An 18,833-nucleotide genomic window follows, 5' to 3' on the forward strand; every position below is an offset into this window, starting at 1 on the left:
TACAGTAAAATTTTCCAAATGCGGTCGGTGCTTACTGATTGTTAACCGCTGATCATGGACACTAGGTCCCATGATGGAAAATTGTGTCACACAGGCTGTCCAACGCGGGAAAAGTCTGCTGCTTGTCTGTATGACAACTGCGGCCCTGAGCGGCTGTTTGCTGAACTCTGTTCCGGTGCCGGTCGTGTATGGCGATGGCGCAAGCTATAGCCCGTATAGCATGCCGGAACTCAAAAACGGCGAACGCGTTGTTACCGTTGAACCCGGTGATACGGTTTCACAGATCGCGGCACGTTACAGCACGGACTTTCGTCGATTTACATCCCGCAATGATTTGCGCGAACCTTATGTGATTTACCCGGGACAACGACTGGTGTTGCCGCCGTGGCAATCGGACTATAACAGCATGCCGCCGACCGCTGTTGCGTCGTCCACACCCAGTGCGCCAACAAAAACGGTAACCATTGGTGGTAAGCGGCAGGTGGTTAATGTTCCGACCAAAAGTACGCCGCCTTCAAGTACGCCTTCACGGCCAGAAACCGTTGTTGCACGTGTTGCGCCAACAGGGGGTGGAAGTATTCCCACACCCGGCATCAAGCCACGGGACTATGCCGCAGCCGCCGAACAGGAATTCGCCACAACGCGCAGTTGGCAATCAGATCGCCAGTCGACTCCCGAAGCCGGGCAGGGCAGTAATGTTCGCAAAGATGTTGTTCTGGCCGAACCAACAGGCCGAAAAGGCTTCATCTGGCCGGTTCAGGGCAAGGTTGTTTTGAAATACGGTGCGGGCAATGGCGGCTTGTTTAACGACGGCATCAATATTCAAGCCAACCGCGGGACACCAATTACAGCAGCGGAAAACGGTGTTGTGACCTATGTAGGTAATGAGTTGCGCGGGTTTGGTAACCTGATCCTGATCAAGCACGCCGATAACTATGTGACGGCCTATGCCCATACGGAAAACCCCATGGTGGCACGTGGTGATGTTGTGACTCGTGGCCAACACATTTCAAGTGTCGGGTCAACCGGGGCAGTGACCTTCCCGCAATTACACTTTGAAATACGGCGAGGACGGAAATCATCGGACCCGATGAAATTTTTACCAAGCGTTATGGTATCACGATAAAAAACACCCGGTGCGAAACCGGATGTTTTTGTATGATGATTTGATAAGTGTTTGAAATCAGTCGATTGATTTTCCAAGTTCGCCTGCAATTTCCTGAATGAACTGCCATGCGACACGACCCGACCGGCTGCCGCGCGTGACGGTCCATTCCTTTGCGCGGGCATGGAGTTCTTCGGTGGGAATGTCGAGGTTGAATTCCTTGGCGTATCCTTCGATGATTTCGAAATAGATATCCTGGGAAATATTGTGGAAGCCAAGCCACAGACCAAACCGGTCGGACAGGGAGACCTTTTCTTCGACGGCTTCTGACGGGTTGATTGCGGTTGATCGTTCATTTTCGATCATGTCGCGGGCCATCAAATGGCGACGGTTTGATGTCGCGTAAAAAATGACGTTTTTTGGCCGCCCTTCAACACCGCCTTCGAGTACTGCCTTGAGCGACTTATAGCTTTCATCATGTAAGTCAAACGACAGGTCGTCACAGAACAGCACGGTTTTTCGGCCACTTTCCTGAAGGATATGCAGCAAGTCGGGCAGGCTGGGGATGTCTTCGCGGTGAATTTCCACCAGTGCCAGTGCCGCAGGCGTTTCAGCGTTGATCTTGGCATGCATGGCTTTGACGATGGAGCTTTTACCGGTTCCACGTGCGCCCCACAAAAGGGCATTGTTGGCGGGCAGGCCATCGGTAAAGCGTTTGGTGTTATTATAAAGAATCTCTTTTTGTTGGCCGATGCCTTGCAACAGATCGATATCAATGCGGTTAACGTTGCGAACCGGCTGAAGATAGCTGTTTTCGGCCTGCCAGACGAAGGCATCTGCGGCACTTAAGTCGTTTTGCGTGCGTGCAGGTGGGGCCATGCGTTCAAGTGCGGACGCAATTCGTTCAAGGGTTGGCAATAATTTGTCGAAATCTGTGGTCATTGAGGCCTCTTGGATGTTTCTTGTTCTTGGTGACGGTGGTTTATGGCGCGAAAGCTAGCATACCCGTGGCGTAAAGGAATAGGATGTTGACGCCAGAAAGGCGAGAAAGCTGGTGAACAAGGCCACATAAATGGTGATTTAACCCGGAAAAATCCGGTTCTTCCTTGCTTTGACGTTTGACACCGTTATATTCCGGCAGTTGATATATTTTGTCCTGAGGGATTAGGAGTTACTAATGTTTATTTCGACTGCTTTTGCGCAGACCGCAGGTGGTTCTGATGGTGCCGGCGCACTTATGCAATTTGCACCGCTGATCCTTATTTTTGTTGTTTTCTATTTCCTGCTTATTCGTCCGCAGCAGAAAAAGCAGAAAGAACATAAAGCAATGCTCGGGGCGATCCGCCGTGGCGATAAAATCGTTACCGCAGGTGGTCTTATTGGCTCCGTTGCAAAAGTTATTGGTGACGACGAGCTGTCGGTTGAGATTGCCGATGGTGTAAAAGTCAAAGTCGCACGCGGCATGGTTTCGACGGTTCTGTCGAAAACTGAACCGGCCAAGGGCGACGCCAAAGAAGAAAAAGAAGAAAAAGACGAAGAAGAGACCAAAAAAGACTAATCTCTTCGAGCAAAGCAAGGCGGAGCATCTGGCTCCGCCTTCTTGCATTTTACCGGTGGCCTGAGCGGTACAAAATACCCGTTGTTCCAAGGACCTTGGAACCAGACCAAGGTTGATCCAGACAAATCCGGTCAAAGAACACATGCTTTATTTTACAAAATGGAAAGCAGCACTGGTTCTTTTGGTGTGTGCTTTGGGTGTGGTTTACGCCGCACCGAACTTCTTGCCTAAGGACGTTCTTCCGACAGAATCGAGCCTTCTGCCGAGCAAACAGGTCAATCTTGGCCTCGATCTGCGCGGCGGGTCACACATGTTGCTGGAGGTTGATACCGACAGCGTTGTGCGTGAACGCTATGATGCATTGGCAGATTCTATTCGATCAGAATTGCGTCAGGCACAGATCCGTAACCGTCCGCGCGAAGCGACTTTGCAGGGTGCGGAAGTTACCGTTCTCAAAGCCGAGGATGCCGAGAAGGCCCGCGAGCTGGTGCGTAATATCGAACCCAATACCGTCATGAGCGGCGAGGGGAACAATATCATTGTTTCCTATAACGATGTTGCGATGAAGGAATTGATCGATCGGGCGCTTAGCCAGTCGGTTGAGGTGGTGCGCCGCCGTGTCGATGAACTTGGCACAACTGAGCCATCCATTCAGCGTCAGGGCACAAACCGCATCGTGGTGCAGGTTCCCGGCCTTGATGACCCATCGCGTTTGCGTGCGATCCTTGGTCGTACGGCAAAGATGAACTTCCATCTGGTCAATGGCCAGAAAACGGCTGCTGATGCGCGGTCCAGCGGCTTGCCGCCCGGGACCATGATCCTTCCGTCTGCGGACGAAGGGGACAAGGCCGCAGGCATTCGGGAATATCTGATTGATCGCCGTATTGTTGTGTCGGGTGACAACCTTGTTGATTCCCAGCCAACCTTTAACGAAGGTCGTCCTGTGGTTTCGTTCCGCTTTGATGCGGCCGGCGGCGCACGGTTTGGTGACGTCACCAGCAAAAGTGCCGGACGGAGCCTTGCGATTGTTCTTGATGGCGAAGTGATTTCAGCGCCGCGGATCAATGAACCGATCCTTGGTGGCAGCGGCATCATTACCGGTCAGTTCAGTGTGCAGGAAGCAAATGACCTGGCACTGCTGCTGCGCGCGGGTGCATTGCCTGCACCGATGCAAATCCTTGAAGAACGCTCGGTTGGCCCGGGGCTTGGTCAGGATTCGGTTGAGGCAGGTGAAATCGCCGCAGTTCTCGGTCTGGTGTTTGTTATCGCGTTTATGGTCATCAGCTATGGCCGGTTTGGCATTTATGCCGATATCGCGCTTATGATGAACCTGATCCTTGTGCTGGCGGTGATGTCTGTGCTTCAGGCGACGTTGACGTTGCCCGGGATTGCGGGGATCGTCTTGACGGTTGGTATGGCGGTTGACGCCAATGTGCTGATCTTTGAGCGTATCCGTGAAGAACGGCGTAACGGGCGGACGATCATTAATGCGATTGATGCCGGGTATCGCAGCGCGATGTCGACCATTTTGGATGCCAATATCACCACGCTGATTGCGGCACTGGTGTTGTTTAGCTTCGGCTCTGGCCCGATCAAGGGCTTTGCCGTGACGCTGGCAATTGGCATCATCACATCCATGTTCTCGGCGATTTGGCTGACCCGACTACTGATTGCAGTCTGGATCAAGCGTCGTCGTCCGAACGAGCTGGTACTTTGAGGAAGGGAACAGGGAAGATATGAAACCTTTGCATCTTATCCCGGATGACGTGAACGTCCCGTTCCTCAAATTCCGGAAGATCTTTTACATCGTGTCCTTGGTGATGGTGCTGGCCTCTGTTGGCCTGTTCTTCACCAAGGGGCTTAACTTCGGCATTGATTTCCGCGGCGGTATTCTTGTGGAAATCAAAACGGACGGCCCGGCAAATATCGGCGCATTGCGTGATAATCTTGGCAGTCTTGGTCTTGGTGATGTGTCTATTCAGGAATTCGGCGAACCCGATGACGTCCTGATTCAGTTGCAGCGTCAGGACGGGGACGAGAAAGCCCAGATGACCGCCTTGGCTCAGGTGACTGAGGCCCTTGGCGACAGTGTCACCATTCGCCGAAGCGAACTTGTCGGCCCGAAGGTCGGTGACGAGCTTAAGGAAGCCGGTATTTATTCGGTCGTGATCTCTCTTTTGCTGATCATGGTCTATATCTGGTTCCGGTTCGAATGGCAGTTTGCAGTGGCATCCGTCATCGCACTTTTGCACGACGTTCTGATCACGATTGGCTTCTTTGTCATTACCGGTGTTCAGTTTGATCTTGCGACCTTGGCCGCCATTTTGACAGTTGCCGGGTATTCGATTAACGATACGGTTGTTGTGTTTGACCGCATTCGTGAATATCTGCGCAAGTTCCGCAAAATGGAACTCACGGATCTTTTGGATCTGTCGATCAATTCGACCCTGTCGCGTACGACAATGACGTCATTTACCACATTGTTGGCCTTGATTGCGTTGTTTGCATTTGGCGGGGAAGCGATCCGTGGCTTCACGATGGCGCTGATCTTTGGCATCGTTGTCGGCACATATTCATCGATTTGCGTCGCGTCGCCGTTGCTGGTTGTTTTGCGCCTTAAGCGTAAAATTCCAGAAGGCGAAGAAGGGCAGGAAGCCAACGCCTGATCAACCACAGTTGATTGATAGACGTTTACAGAAAGGCCGGGTTTGTGCGACAACAAACCCGGCCTTTCTTTTGGTTCGTTCCTAACGAGTGTTTTCTAAAGCTCGGCAAAAATCCTTCAAAAACAGGCTGCTGCACATGACGCCCCACGCAGATGCGCGCAACGTTCACCGCGCCAATTTGATCGGTAGCCTTTGGATGATGGCGGCCATGGTGGCGTTTTCCTTTGAAGATGCGTTTGTTAAAGCGGTCTCGGAAACGCATCCGGTTGGGCAGGTTCTTATTGTCTTTGGTCTTGGCGGAACACTTCTGTTTGCGGTTATCGCGCGGATCCAGAAGAAAAGTCTGCTGAACCCTGACGTTCTGTCCCGCGCCGGGGATACGGGTCGTGTTTGAAGTTATTGGCCGGTTGTTTTACGTGCTCGCATTGGCACTGACCCCGCTTTCCTCGACCACAGCGATTCTTCAGGCGACACCTATTATCGTTGTTCTTGGTGCGGCTATCCTGTTTGGCGAAAAGGTCCGCTGGCGGAGATGGGGCGCAATCCTGATTGGTTTGGTCGGTGTTTTAATTATTCTGCGCCCGACCACCGACAGCTTTTCGGCTTTGTCGTTACTGGCGGTGATTGGAACAATCGGTTTTGCCGGACGGGATCTGGCAAGCCGTGCTGCGCCAGTATCACTCAGCACATCGCTTTTGGGGTTTTATGGATTCGTTGCCATCATTCTGGCCGGTGTGTTGTTTTCGATTTGGGATGGGAAAGCGTTCACCTGGTTTGATGGGAAAAGTGTTTTCTTCTTCCTGGGCGCTGTGCTCATGGGGGCATTTGCCTATAGCGCCTTAATGAAGGCGATGCGCAGCGGCGATGTGTCCGCAGTTACGCCGTTTAGATATACGCGGCTTTTGTTTGGTATCGCTTTGGGGATGACCCTGTTTGGGGAAGAACCCGACATGATGATGATGATCGGATGTGGTATCGTCGTTCTATCGGGATTGTTCATTCTGTGGCGCGGAAAAGTTACGGCGCAACCGGTTGCCCCGCGCTGATATGTACCTAAATCCAGAGAAAATTTAGCGAACGACGAAAAGAGGGCCGGTATGGCTACTGAACTAAATCCGATGGTCGCCGAAGGCAGTAAAATGGTTACCAGTTATGGTGACGGTCTGTTTCGTTTTGGCGAAGATTCTGTTGCCGGATCAATCCTGATGTTTCCTGAAGCGGTTTATTCGTGGAATGTGACATCGGTTGATGACATTACGGTCGACTCGTTTGCCCGCGTTATTGATGCTGCCGATACTGTCGAAATCCTTCTGCTGGGCATGGGGAACCGCTTAACCCGCGTTCCAATGGAATGGCGCAGTGCTCTTAAAGAACATGGCATCGTCATTGAACCAATGGATACCGGTGCTGCGTGCCGGACCTATAATGTTCTTCTGTCTGAAGGACGTCGGGTTGCTGCGGCAATTATCGCCATTTAAACTGCGAAAAATGTTTGTAGTTGACGGCGGACTTGTTTGATGCTGGCAAAAACGGCGGCGGGGCCGGGCGCGTATTCTGCGGGAAACGAATCCCCACATAGAAACAGGTTCTTCCAAGGGGGCTGCAGCCGAAAGCGCAAAGCCGCCAAACCGGGTGTGAGTTCGGGAAACGGGGCTTCCGCGTCCACAAAACTGAACTTAGGGCAGCCCCGATTATTGGTGTTTTCCGACCGCGCACTAAGGTCGAGGTTCAAATACTGGTCACAAAGCCAGATGCACCGTTGCCAAATACGGTGGGCAAATTGATCCGCCGTGCCATCGGATGGCAGATGAACATTGCTGCCTAGGCTGACCTGAATATGGCGACGGTTGCAGTAAATCGCCCGAACAAGATCGTCAGACGTAAACAGGCAACGTGGTTCGGCAAATGGCCGACGCATTTCAAATGCCATTGTCTGGCGACGGGCCGGGGCCGGGGCAAAGCCGATGTCGGGAACCGTGTCACATAGTTGCTTTGGATGAAGCGCAAGCACGACCGCATCATCAGGTTTGAGAACGATCTGAGTATCTTCGCCAAACAGCAAATCCGTTGCGTATTCCGATGTACTGTCGATATCGCCTAGTGGCGCCCACGCCGCGACACTACCACCCGCACGGACAAACCGGTCGCGCAGGGTTGGTAGCGCAATATCATTTAGGATGATCGGGTCAATGGCTGAAAAAACCGGTTCATGATTTTTGGAAAACAGAGATTTTACCCGTGGCAACATAACCCGACCAAGCAGGGCGTTCGAACACCGGTGTGCCGGCATTGAAAACAGAACTTCGGCCAAAACCGCCAAACCGTCCCGGTGGTAAGTGCCCGGATTTTGGCGGTCATCGTCGGGATCTATGCCCGTATGGCCCATGCCTTTGGGTAATTCAACGCGACTGTCTTCACTGGCGTAACGTTTTTGCCAAAGACCAAAAGCCGTGATAGCACGCAGCAGTGGGCCGCTCCGCCGGTTGACCAAGGCATGTGCCAGGCCCTCGTCAAGGGTAACGATAGCTGGTTTGCGTCGACCGCGTTTCAGGCCAAGGACACCATGTGCCGGTCTGACAAGTTTTCGCGGAATTTCAGGGAAGCGGGCAAAAAAATCGGCGACGAGCCCTTCGGGATCGTAAAATATTTCCGGTTCAGAAACCTTGTGGCTTTCAGGAGATGTCTGCATGCCACGCGTCCAGCGGCTTTCAAACGGTTCGGCCTGGTCGTAAAGGGTAACGTCGACACCATCTTCTGCCATCAATGTTGCAAGGGCGGAACCGGCTAAGCCGCCGCCAATCACGTGTAGTCGGCCAGATGTCAATGATGCCATATGCCTGTGCCATTTTAATTGTTATACAAAGGCCTTCTAGGTGCAGGTCGCTGCTTTTGCGCGCAAGGCCTATCGTCAATAAACATTAACAGTAGAACGCTTTAGAAGTCATGGATGAAATTTCGACAGAACTCGACAGCCTGAATACCGAAGTCATTGGCCAACTGAATAACTGGGTCGATATGATTGGTGGCGGTGACATCGGAAGATGGATTGGTGCGTTTGTTGTCCTGATTGTGTTTTTCATCCTCAAACGGGTTTTGGCCGCCGCTATTCTGGGGGGCATGCGCCGATTGGCGCATCAGAACAAGCAAAGCACGGTTGCGAATGTACTTGATGCTTTTGCGTTGCCGCTCCAGGCCCTCGTGATGATTGTCGGCATTTATTTTGCCATTGAGCTGCTTGATCTTTCTCTGAACATCGAAACGGTGCTGTTTGATGCCACCAGCCTTGCAGCAGGCTTTAGCGTGTTCTGGGCGATGTTTCGCGCGGTCGAGCCGCTTGGACTGTCGTTTAACCGCCTGATTGGCCGGTTCGGTGCGGGGTTGGGCGATGATTTAAGGCAGTTCTTTATCCGTGGTATTAAAACCCTGATTGCCGTAATCGGGATTGTCATTTTGCTCGAAGGGTGGGGCATTGATGTTTCGGCGTTCCTCGGTGGTCTTGGCCTTGCGGGGATGGCTGTTGCATTGGCGGCAAAGGATTCTGTTGCCAACGTTTTCGGTGGCCTGACGATTTTCGCCGATAACCTTTACAAACGGGGGGACTGGGTCGAAACGCCGCATTTTGAAGGCACCATCGAAGTCGTCGGTCTACGTGCCACAAAGGTCCGGACCTTTGCCAAGGCACTTGTCACCATGCCAAATGCGCAAATCGTCGACTCACCGGTGATTAACTGGTCGCGCATGACGCATCGCCGTATCAAAATGTCGATTGGCCTAGAGTACCGGACCACTGCAAAGCAGATGGAAGCCATTGTTGATCAGTTACGTGATTTTCTGAAAAATGATGAAGACGTTGCACAAACCGCAGTCGCACAGATGGTGCATTTGTCTGATTTTGGGGCAAGTTCGATAAATATTGATCTGTACTATTTCACCACCACGACCGATTGGGTGACGTGGCGTGAAATTCGCAACCGTCATATCATTGCATTCAAGCGGATTGTCGAAGAAGCGGGGGCAGGATTTGCATTCCCGTCGCAGTCGCTGTATGTCGAAACCATGCCAGAAAATCCTTTAAGCAGCAGCGACGATCAGCGCGAAACGCGTAAGATCGGATGAAGACGATGACAGATACGCCGAAATTGCCTTACTGCGCGGACTATGTTCGTCGCCACGACCGGGATCGCTTTCTATGTGCGCTTTTCGCAAGTCCCGACAAGCGTGACGACCTTTTCACGCTGTATGCGTTTAATCAGGAAGTGTCGAAAACCCGCGAAATGGTCAGTGAAGTGATGCTGGGGCACATTCGTGTGCAATGGTGGCATGATGCCCTGTCTGATCTGGCAGAAGGCACTGTGCGCAAGCATGAGGTGATCGAGCCACTGGCAGAGCTGGTCAAATCTGGTGATCTGTTTGTTGAGGACCTTGGCGCACTGGTGACAGCACGCGAATTTGATCTTGAAGATCGTCAGCCGGAAAATCAGGTCGAGCTTGATCGCTATATCGATCAGACATCGGGTCATCTTTCTGTGCTTGCCGCCCGTTTGCTGGGCGCTAAGGGTGAGGATGCTGAATATGCCGCCCGGCTGGCCGGAAATGCATATGGTCTTGTCGGTATCATGCGCGCAATTGTTTTTCACGGTCGTGCAAAGCGCTTGTATCTGCCCAAAGATCAGATGGAACTCCATAACGTTGCCCAAGGTGATATTTTTGAGTTCCGCAAAAAAGATGAGGTTAAAACCTTTGTCCGTGCGCTGGCTGAGCTTGCACGTCAACGGATCAAGGATGCCCGTTCTGCCCGCAAAGCGTTGCCCAAAAGTGCCCTGGCCGTAGGACTGCCGGTTGTGCTGGCCGATGGGTATCTTCGCAAGTTGGTAAAGGCCGGGTATGATCCATTTTCTGCGGAGTTCGGGCTTGCCCGTCCGGCAAGTTTGCGCCTGACATTGAACGGGATGTTCAAGCGATACTGAATTAATTTCGCGGTGTTGCTGGATATTGCGAAAATGTCATCTAAATTAAGCAAAAGAATAAGGCAGTTCTGATCTGGCCGTGCTAGCGTTAAAACGCTTTGATAACAGGGCGCAAAGGCGGCTTGATCCTATTAGGCGAGGACCCGAATGGCACATAAGAACATCGGCAAAAGATATCAGTGGTTTGTTAGTTTGTTCATGCTGAGCTGGCTTTTTTTGCCAATTTCGGCGCAGGCAGCAAGCATTGAGCCGTTTTTGGGTGAGTATCATGGTGAAACCATTGAACACGCCGAAGGGGAATTGCAGGCCCGTGATCTTGATGTCAAAATCGTCAAAGCAGACCGCGGTTTTATCGTCGATTGGACCACAGTAATTCACAAATCCGACGGTCGCGAAAAGACCGCTTCACTGAACATCGAATTCTATGGCACGGATCGACCAGACATCTACGGAAGTGCCATGCGGTCCGGTTTGTTTGGTAAACGGGTTCCCAATGATCCGCTTAAGGGGGAACCGTTCTTTTGGGCACGGATTGTTGATCGTACATTGACGATCCATGCGCTTTATATCACCGATGACGGTGGGTACGAGATGCAGGTCTATGAACGCAAGCTCGATGATGAAGGCAATATGGAATTGATCTTCAAGCGGTTCCGCAATGGGGAGCCGATCCGCGATGTTACCGGAAAGCTCCTGCGTCAGGAAAAAAAGGGCTATTGATCAACGTTTCTCCTGCCCAACCAAAAAGCCGCTTCGGATGAAGCGGCTTTTGTCGTTTTATCAGGCAGCGGCGATTTCCGATAACCATGCGTCAAACAGCGGGATTGCGCGATCTGAATAAAGCTTCTTACGATCACGTCCCTTCACGCGCTTGGTCAACTCAAGGTCAGGGAATAGGCCGAAATTGACATTCATGGGTTGGAACGTACTTTCATCCGCACCGCCTGTGATGTGGTTGAGCAATGCACCCATTGCGGTTGCAAGCGGCGGGGTGGGAAGTGTTTTTCCGCTTTTTTCTGCGGCAGTGAACCGACCAACCATCAACCCGACAGCCGCACTTTCAACGTAGCCTTCGCAGCCGGTGATTTGACCGGCAAAGCGCACATCAGGACGTGATTTAAGGCGCAGGTTGCCGTCCAGAAGACGCGGTGAATTCAGGAACGTGTTGCGGTGAATGCCGCCAAGGCGGGCAAATTCAGCCTTTTCCAGCCCCGGAATGGTGCGCAGGACATCGGCCTGTGCCCCGTATTTTAGTTTGGTTTGGAAACCGACCATATTGTAAAGCGTACCAAGGGCATTATCCTGACGCAGTTGAACAATGGCGCGGGGCTTATTGGTCGGATCATGCGGGTTGGTCAGGCCAACCGGCTTCATCGGGCCATGACGCAGGGTTTCGCGGCCACGTTCAGCCATAACCTCTATCGGAAGGCAGCCATCAAAATAGGGCGTATCTTTTTCCCAGTCCTTGAATTCGGTTTTATCACCTTCGATCAGGGCATCGATGAAGGTGTTATATTCGGCCTCATTCATCGGGCAGTTGATGTAATCCTTGCCGTCGCCCTTGTCATAGCGCGACTGGAACCATGCCTTGTCGAAATCAATGCTTTCTTTATAGACAATCGGCGCAATCGCATCAAAGAAGGCGAGGCTTTCTTCGCCGGTTTCGGTCCGAATGGCTTCTGCGAGTGGGCCAGAGGTCAGCGGGCCGGTAGCAATGATGGTGTGTTCCCATTCCACGGGCGGTAGGCCATCAATCTCGCCACGTTCCATCGTGATCAGAGGATGATTTTCCAGTGCGACCGTCACTGCGGCAGAAAACCCCTCACGGTCAACGGCAAGCGCACCACCGGCGGGAACCTTGTGTTCGTCGGCACAGCGCATGATGATGGAACCGGCACGGCGCATTTCATCATGGATCAGGCCAACCGCATTGTATTCCTTGTCATCGGAGCGGAACGAGTTCGAACAGACCAGTTCGGCGCATTTGTCCGTATGGTGGGCATCGGTTGGTCGCACCGGGCGCATTTCATGAAGGGTGACGGGCAGGCCAGCCTCGGCCAGTTGCCAGGCGGCTTCACTACCGGCCAGACCGGCACCAATAATATGAACAGGTTTGACCGTACTCACGTGTGCGAACTCCTCGCGAAGAATGTGTTTTAAAACCTGGCACACACATAGCGGTGCAAAGGGGCAGATTTCAAGTCAATTGCGTAACTGTGGTGCCGGTTTCATGCATGTGGATATGAATTTTTCACAATGCCACATCAGGCGCGTCATTCAGGACAGAGCCGTTCTATCCCGAAACAGGCGAAAATGGCAGACATATGAGCTACCCGCATCATCCCTATGGATATGAACCGACCCATTGTCCGGTCATCGGTCTGGTGCCCAGTCGCCGTTGGCGTCGTGACCTCGACTGTCCGGACGTCCCAGATAAGGGCATGTCATCTGATGCCAGCCCCAAGCCATTGGTCATCGGCCATCATATCGGATTTCCCTTTGCCAGTTCCGGCGATGGCGTGTTTGCAACAGCAGATATCGACGCCATGATTGAATATATCATCACCACCCGTCAGGGATGGCGCGCGTCGCTGGTGATGCGGTCATTCTTGCGTTGGTGGCGCGCAAATGACGCGTTTTCCGACATTCCAGAAGAACGAAAACTGTCGGATGCCATGATCATGTTGCTGGCCCTTAATCAGGGACGGGAAGGGTTTGTGCAGGGGTACTTGCATGATCTGCAGGGTGATAGCCGTCACCCCGTACCGAAATCGCAACCTAATCCGGTCGAAGCGGCTTTTTATCGCAGTCTTCGGATTGCCGCCATCGCATTGGCGCTGTCGCCGATTTTTCTTGTGTTCGCCGTTTTGTTGTTTGTTCAGGTCGATACCCTGATCAGCGGCAGTTCCGGCAAGATATTTGGCTTTAGTTATGACCTGTTGTTCTTTGTTGGCAGTTTTGGCGCGATTGGGGCCCTGACCAGCATGATGATGCGGCTTGGCAAGGATGTGAAATGGAACGAGATGGAACCAGCCTCGGTGTTCTTTAATTTTCTGTTCCGGCCCTGCATGGGGTTCTGCTTTGCACTTCTGGTTTTGTTGGCACTACGGGCAGGGATATTGCCGATCCCGCTTGATCAATTGCACAATCTTGATGACTTGGACCAGATTGGCAACTCAGCGGCAGCCGGGCAGCAAATCTCGATTGTCTTGGTGTTTGCATTCCTGTCAGGATTTAGCGAGCGGCTCAGCACCGCATTGGTCAAGCGTGTTGAAGACCGGGTCGCCCGTACCGACTGATCACAGAAAAACGGGGCAGTGATATTCTGCCCCGTTTTGGTTCTACTTAAGCCCCAGATGACGCTTAAGGTAATGTCCGGTATAGCTTTTCTTATTGGCCATGATGTCTTCGGGCGTCCCGCATCCGACAAGCTTCCCGCCGCCATCACCACCCTCAGGCCCAATATCAATGATCCAGTCGGCCGTCTTGATGACATCAAGGTTGTGTTCAATCACAACAACTGTGTTGCCTTGATCGACAATGGTATGGAGCACTTCAAGCAGCTTGCGAATGTCATGGAAATGAAGCCCGGTGGTGGGTTCATCAAGGATGTAAATCGTACGACCCGTCGCACGTTTTGACAGCTCTTTGGCTAGCTTGACGCGCTGTGCTTCGCCACCCGACAGGGTGGTCGCCTGTTGACCGAGATGGATATAGGAAAGACCGACCTGTTTTAAGGTTTCCATCTTGTCGCGGATCGATGGAACAGCCTTAAAGAAATCCGCACCTTCTTCAACGGTCATATCAAGAACGTCAGATATCGATTTGCCTTTAAACGATATATCGAGCGTTTCACGATTATATCGTTTACCTTTGCACTGGTCACATTCGACATAAACGTCGGGCAGGAAGTGCATTTCAATCTTGATAACACCATCGCCCTGACAGGCTTCACAGCGACCGCCCTTGACGTTAAACGAAAAACGTCCCGGCTTATACCCGCGCGTTTTGGCCTCTGGCAGTTGGGCAAACCATTCACGGATTGGCGTGAAGGCCCCGGTGTAGGTCACCGGGTTGGATCGGGGGGTTCGGCCAATCGGGCTTTGGTCGATATCGATGATTTTATCGATATGCTCAACACCGGTGATGCTGTCATGGGCGCCGGGATGGTTGCGGGCATTATGCATCCGCTTGGCCAGCGCCTTATAGAGCGTTTCGATCACAAGGCTTGATTTGCCACCACCTGAAACACCGGTAACACAGATGAATTTGCCCAGTGGGAATTCAGCATCAACACCTTGCAGATTGTTGGCTGTGGCGCCTTTGATCGCAATCGATTTGCCATTGCCTTGGCGGCGTTCCTTTGGCACGGCAATCTGTTCGGTTCCGACAAGGTATTTGCCCGTCAGGCTGTTGGGGTTCTGTTGAATTTGCTCAGGCGTACCTTCGGCAACGATGCGTCCGCCGTGAATACCCGCGCCCGGACCCATGTCGACGACATAGTCCGCGGCACGAATGGCGTCTTCGTCATGTTCGACGACCAGAACCGTATTGCCAAGGTCCCGCAGGCGTTTAAGCGTCTCAAGCAACCGGTCATTGTCTCGTTGATGCAACCCAATAGAAGGTTCATCAAGGACGTAAAGAACTCCGGTCAAGCCAGAACCAATTTGCGATGCCAGTCGGATACGCTGGCTTTCACCGCCCGAAAGGGTACCCGATGTCCGCGACATCGACAGATAATCCAGACCAACATCACGCAGGAAACGCAGGCGATCATTGATTTCGCGCAATATTCGACGCGCAATTTCGGTTTCCTTGGGGTTGAGTTTGTCTTCAAGGGCCAGGAACCAATCGGCCGCCTTGGCGATTGAAAGGTCGGTAATACGCGATATTTCAGCCCCATCGACCTTAACGGCCAAGGCTTCGGGTTTGAGGCGCTGACCGTTACAGGTTGGGCAGTTTGACACCATCTGGTATTTGGAAAGTTCGTCACGGGCCCACTGGCTGTCGGTTTCGCGCCAACGACGCGACATGTTGGGAATAACGCCTTCAAACGGACGTGAAACCTTATAACTGCGAGATCCATCGTCATAGGTCACGGTGACGTCTTCGTCGCCAGAGCCAAACAGGATGGTGTCCTGTGCGGTTTTGGGCAGCTTTTCCCACGCAACGTTGGTTTTAAAACCAAAATGCTTGGCGACAGATTTCAGGGTTTGCAGATAATATTTCGATGTTGAGCTGGCCCAAGGGGCAACCGCGCCATCATCAAGCGTTTTGCTTTCATCGGGCACCACCAGCATCGGATCGAATTCCATCTGGGTGCCAAGGCCATCACAGGCCGGGCAGGCGCCAAACGGGTTATTAAACGAGAACAGACGTGGTTCAATTTCTTCAATCGTAAAGCCAGAAACCGGGCAGGCGAACTTGGCGGAAAATACGGTAGTCTCGCCGGTTTTGGCATCTTCGGCCAAAACAATGCCGTCGGTCAGTTCAAGGGCGGTTTCAAAACTATCCGCAAGGCGCGTTCCGATGCTGTCCTTGACGATCAGGCGGTCAACGACAACAGAAATATCGTGTTTGAGTTTCTTGTTGAGGTCAGGGGCATCGTCGATGTCATACATTTCGCCATCGATCTTGACGCGCTGGAAACCGCGCGACCGTAAATCACGCAGTTCCTTTTTGTATTCACCCTTGCGGCCACGCACGATGGGGGCCAGCAGATACAGGCGCGTGCCTTCTTCCATCTCCATTACACGGTCGACCATTTGAGATACGGTCTGACTGACAATCGGCAATCCGGTGGCCGGTGAATAGGGGATGCCAACGCGCGCCCAGAGAAGACGCATATAGTCATAAATCTCGGTGACAGTACCAACGGTCGAACGTGGATTGCGCGACGTTGTTTTCTGCTCAATCGAAATCGCCGGTGACAGGCCGTCGATGTATTCGACATCGGGCTTTTGCATCAATTCAAGAAACTGCCGCGCATAGGCCGACAGGCTTTCGACATAGCGACGCTGGCCTTCGGCATAGATTGTATCGAATGCCAGTGAACTTTTCCCCGATCCTGACAGGCCGGTAATCACAACCAAGGCGTCACGGGGCAGTTCAACGTCAATGTTCTGCAGATTGTGTTCTTTCGCACCGCGAACCGAAATTTTCGTCAGCATGTCGGGCCTTTTGTTCCTGAATTGTTCGGAAAGTGTATAGAGGAGGCAACCTGTATACGCAAGCATGCCCCTGACAGTTCCTGTCAGTATTTGTCAGGAGAGATCTTTTTCGCAACCAAGGCCGACATGGATTCATGAAAAAGCCCGCCGAACAAGTCCGGCGGGCTTCACAAATCTTTTGACCGTTTCAGGCGGACTAGCCTTTGGTCACCGAACGACCGGTCGCACCAAGATCCTTGAAGGCTTCTTCGAGGCGGGCGGCCATCGAGAGTTCGGCTTCGCGGATCCAGACACGCGGATCATATTGTTTTTTATACGGTTTGTCGGTTTCCGGATCGACCTGATATTTAAAGGCGCGATCGTTTGCTTCGACATATTCGCCAACTGGACGAGCATAAGCGAATTGGGTGTCGGTATCGATGTTCATTTTGAAAACACCATAGCCGACCGCTTCTTCAATTTTCGCTTTTTCTGAACCCGAACCACCGTGGAACACGAAGTCCAACGGGCTGTCGCCCAGACCATGCTTCTCGGCAACGAATTTCTGGCTTTCTAGAAGGATTTCAGGGCGCAGTTTGACGTTGCCCGGCTTGTAGACGCCGTGCACGTTACCGAAGGCTGCTGCGACCGAGAAATGGCCGAGTGGTGACAGGCGACGATAGGCTTCTTCGACTTCTTCGGGACGGGTATAAAGGCGCGGATCAATTTCCTCGATTGAGGTATCAAGTTCCGTGCCGATCCCGTCTTCTTCACCACCTGTGACACCCAGTTCGATTTCCAGGCTCATTTCGATGGCGGACATACGCTTGAGGAAGGTTTCACAGGTCGACAAGTTGTCTTCGAGTGGTTCTTCGGAAAGATCAAGCATGTGCGAGCTGTAAAGCGCTTTGCCTTCTTCGGCATAGGCCTTTTCGCTCCATTTCAGCATTTCATCGACCCATGGCACGAACTTGCGGTTCGCGTGATCGGTATGCAGGACAACGGCAACACCATAATACTCAGCCAGAAGCTGTGCATGGCGTGCGGCTGAAACGGCGCCCACAACGCGGGCAGCCGCGGCGTCCTTGATGCCCTTGCCGGCAAAGAACTGTGCACCACCATTCGAAAGCTGAATGATAATGTCAGAACCAGCATTTGCAGCGGCCTCAAGGGCGGCATTCATCGTGCTTGACGATGTGATATTGACAGCGGGTAAGGCGTAACCGTCCTGCTTACAGGCAGCAACAAGGTCACGATAGGCAGCACCGGTAACAACACCGGGTTTAACGGAAGGCATGTGGGTACTCCTCCTGGGGGTCAGAGTAAAACAGGTGCCCCCGTCCGAACCGACTGGTCCGCAGCAAGGGCAATCCGCAAAGAGCCCAATGCATCTTCCATATGCTGCGTAAGGTCAAGATTTTCCGTTATAGACTTTAGGAAAAATTGCTGTTCACGCAGACACAGACCGTCATGATCGGGCTCGTCATCAGTTTTGATGATCTCGTCCAATTGTGTAAATTCTCCGGCACTGTTTGTGGCAGCATGGTGAAGTTTGAGTGCATTTGTCTTGGTGTGGGTATCAATATCGGCTGAACCAGCGCCTTTTTCTTCGACATCGGTGATCGAAACGCTGCCCTTTGGTCCGATGACGTCTTTCACAAAAAAGGCGGTTTCGCTGATCATCGGGCCCCATCCGGCTTCGTACCAGCCGATGGATCCATCATCAAAGCGGACCTGAAGTTGGCCATAGTTATACATGTCTGGTGCGACATCTTCGGAAAGGCGCACGCCCATGGCATTGACCGACACCGGTTTGGCCGCCGTCATCAGACACATCATGTCAAGGTAATGAACCCCGCAATCGACAATCGGTGACACGCTGTTGAGTAACCGTTTATGGGTTTCCCAAAAGGCACCGCTGCTTTGCTGATTGAGGTTCATGCGCATAACAAGTGGTTTGCCCAGCGTTTTGGCGATTTCAACAAACTTTTCCCAAGACGGGTGATGGCGCAGGATATATCCAATCACCAGTTTGCGATCATGCTTCTTGGCTGCGGCAACAACCCGTTCGGCGTCCTCCACTGTGGCGGCAAGTGGCTTTTCGATAAACACATGCGCACCGGCCTCAAAGGCGGCAACGGCAAAGTCAGCATGGGTTTCGGTATAGGTGTTGATCGACACGGCATCGGGTTTGGTTTGGGCCAATGCGGTATAAAAATCGGTAAACTGCGGGTAATCAGCAAACCCATCGGGTAGTTTTTCCGCAGGAATGTTTGACCGGGCACAAATGCCAACAATTTCGTATCCATCAAGCGCATGATAGGCCTTTGCGTGCGACAGGCCCATATTGCCAAGACCGATAACCAGAATACGAACGGGCTTCATTTT

General features: G+C 52.4%; 17 protein-coding genes. 11 read left to right on the plus strand and 6 right to left on the minus strand.

Going from position 1 to position 18,833, the window contains the following annotated elements:
• Nucleotides 1–70: 70 nt before the first annotated feature.
• A complete protein-coding gene (locus K355_RS0103750; RefSeq protein WP_022730772.1) occupies nucleotides 71–1,126 on the plus strand; it encodes a M23 family metallopeptidase in 1,056 nt (351 codons plus the stop codon).
• A gap of 57 nt (nucleotides 1,127–1,183) precedes the next feature.
• On the opposite strand, the gene K355_RS0103755 is transcribed toward K355_RS0103750, so the two are convergent.
• A complete protein-coding gene (locus K355_RS0103755) occupies nucleotides 1,184–2,047 on the minus strand; it encodes an ATP-binding protein (RefSeq protein WP_022730773.1) in 864 nt (287 codons plus the stop codon).
• Between the two features lie 235 nt (nucleotides 2,048–2,282).
• On the opposite strand from K355_RS0103755, the gene yajC reads away from it, so the two are divergent.
• The 6 genes from yajC to K355_RS0103780 all read left to right on the plus strand — a co-directional run bounded on the left by yajC (nucleotide 2,283) and on the right by K355_RS0103780 (nucleotide 6,807).
• A complete protein-coding gene (yajC, locus tag K355_RS0103760; RefSeq protein ID WP_022730774.1) occupies nucleotides 2,283–2,663 on the plus strand; it encodes a preprotein translocase subunit YajC in 381 nt (126 codons plus the stop codon).
• 142 nt (nucleotides 2,664–2,805) lie between these two features.
• Nucleotides 2,806–4,380, plus strand: a complete 1,575-nt coding sequence (secD, locus tag K355_RS0103765; protein ID WP_028791291.1) for a protein translocase subunit SecD — start codon at nucleotides 2,806–2,808, stop codon at nucleotides 4,378–4,380.
• Nucleotides 4,381–4,399: 19 nt separating this feature from the next.
• On the plus strand, nucleotides 4,400–5,329 hold the full coding sequence (gene secF / locus K355_RS0103770) for a protein translocase subunit SecF (RefSeq protein WP_022730776.1): 930 nt from the start codon (nucleotides 4,400–4,402) through the stop codon (nucleotides 5,327–5,329).
• A gap of 136 nt (nucleotides 5,330–5,465) precedes the next feature.
• Nucleotides 5,466–5,723, plus strand: a complete 258-nt coding sequence (locus tag K355_RS26020; RefSeq protein WP_245562899.1) for a hypothetical protein — start codon at nucleotides 5,466–5,468, stop codon at nucleotides 5,721–5,723.
• On the plus strand, nucleotides 5,716–6,375 hold the full coding sequence (locus K355_RS24825; RefSeq protein ID WP_245562900.1) for a DMT family transporter: 660 nt from the start codon (nucleotides 5,716–5,718) through the stop codon (nucleotides 6,373–6,375). Before K355_RS26020 ends, K355_RS24825 begins: the two co-directional genes overlap by 8 nt.
• Nucleotides 6,376–6,426: 51 nt before the next feature.
• Nucleotides 6,427–6,807, plus strand: coding sequence for an Mth938-like domain-containing protein (locus tag K355_RS0103780; protein ID WP_022730777.1), 381 nt, complete (start codon nucleotides 6,427–6,429; stop codon nucleotides 6,805–6,807).
• Here K355_RS0103780 and K355_RS0103785 read toward each other — a convergent pair.
• Nucleotides 6,804–8,162, minus strand: coding sequence for an NAD(P)-binding protein (locus tag K355_RS0103785; RefSeq protein ID WP_022730778.1), 1,359 nt, complete (start codon nucleotides 8,160–8,162; stop codon nucleotides 6,804–6,806). The two genes, K355_RS0103780 and K355_RS0103785, sit on opposite strands and share 4 nt — an antisense overlap.
• 110 nt (nucleotides 8,163–8,272) lie before the next feature.
• Here K355_RS0103785 and K355_RS0103790 point away from each other — a divergent pair, with 110 nt between their 5' ends.
• The 3 genes from K355_RS0103790 to K355_RS0103800 all read left to right on the plus strand — a co-directional run bounded on the left by K355_RS0103790 (nucleotide 8,273) and on the right by K355_RS0103800 (nucleotide 11,016).
• The gene (locus K355_RS0103790) at nucleotides 8,273–9,445 is read left to right on the plus strand and encodes a mechanosensitive ion channel family protein (RefSeq protein ID WP_022730779.1); all 1,173 of its coding nucleotides are present in this window, start codon (nucleotides 8,273–8,275) and stop codon (nucleotides 9,443–9,445) included.
• 5 nt (nucleotides 9,446–9,450) lie between these two features.
• Complete coding sequence (locus K355_RS23050; RefSeq protein WP_022730780.1) at nucleotides 9,451–10,296, plus strand: phytoene/squalene synthase family protein; 846 nt, start codon at nucleotides 9,451–9,453, stop codon at nucleotides 10,294–10,296.
• A 147-nt stretch (nucleotides 10,297–10,443) separates the two neighbouring features.
• Nucleotides 10,444–11,016 carry a hypothetical protein gene (locus tag K355_RS0103800; RefSeq protein ID WP_022730781.1) on the plus strand — a complete coding sequence of 191 codons (573 nt, stop codon included), beginning with the start codon at nucleotides 10,444–10,446 and terminating at the stop codon, nucleotides 11,014–11,016.
• Between the two features lie 60 nt (nucleotides 11,017–11,076).
• Here the strand turns inward: K355_RS0103800 and trmFO are convergent, their stop codons facing one another.
• Nucleotides 11,077–12,423: a methylenetetrahydrofolate--tRNA-(uracil(54)-C(5))-methyltransferase (FADH(2)-oxidizing) TrmFO gene (gene trmFO / locus K355_RS0103805; protein ID WP_022730782.1), complete on the minus strand. Its 1,347-nt coding sequence runs from the start codon at nucleotides 12,421–12,423 to the stop codon at nucleotides 11,077–11,079.
• A 197-nt stretch (nucleotides 12,424–12,620) separates the two neighbouring features.
• Between trmFO and K355_RS0103810 the strand changes: the two genes are divergently transcribed.
• Nucleotides 12,621–13,595: a hypothetical protein gene (locus K355_RS0103810; RefSeq protein ID WP_022730783.1), complete on the plus strand. Its 975-nt coding sequence runs from the start codon at nucleotides 12,621–12,623 to the stop codon at nucleotides 13,593–13,595.
• Nucleotides 13,596–13,637: 42 nt separating this feature from the next.
• Here K355_RS0103810 and uvrA read toward each other — a convergent pair whose 3' ends face one another.
• The 3 genes from uvrA to K355_RS0103825 form a co-directional block, all read right to left on the minus strand.
• A complete protein-coding gene (uvrA, locus tag K355_RS0103815; RefSeq protein WP_022730784.1) occupies nucleotides 13,638–16,466 on the minus strand; it encodes an excinuclease ABC subunit UvrA in 2,829 nt (942 codons plus the stop codon).
• A 196-nt stretch (nucleotides 16,467–16,662) separates the two neighbouring features.
• Nucleotides 16,663–17,742, minus strand: coding sequence for a class II fructose-bisphosphate aldolase (fbaA, locus tag K355_RS0103820; RefSeq protein WP_022730785.1), 1,080 nt, complete (start codon nucleotides 17,740–17,742; stop codon nucleotides 16,663–16,665).
• A 20-nt stretch (nucleotides 17,743–17,762) separates the two neighbouring features.
• Complete coding sequence (locus K355_RS0103825) at nucleotides 17,763–18,830, minus strand: Gfo/Idh/MocA family protein (protein WP_022730786.1); 1,068 nt, start codon at nucleotides 18,828–18,830, stop codon at nucleotides 17,763–17,765.
• Between the last annotated feature and the right edge of the window lie 3 nt (nucleotides 18,831–18,833).

Origin of the sequence: Thalassospira lucentensis MCCC 1A00383 = DSM 14000 (assembly GCF_000421265.1) — a bacterium.
GTDB classification, from domain to species: domain Bacteria; phylum Pseudomonadota; class Alphaproteobacteria; order Rhodospirillales; family Thalassospiraceae; genus Thalassospira; species Thalassospira lucentensis.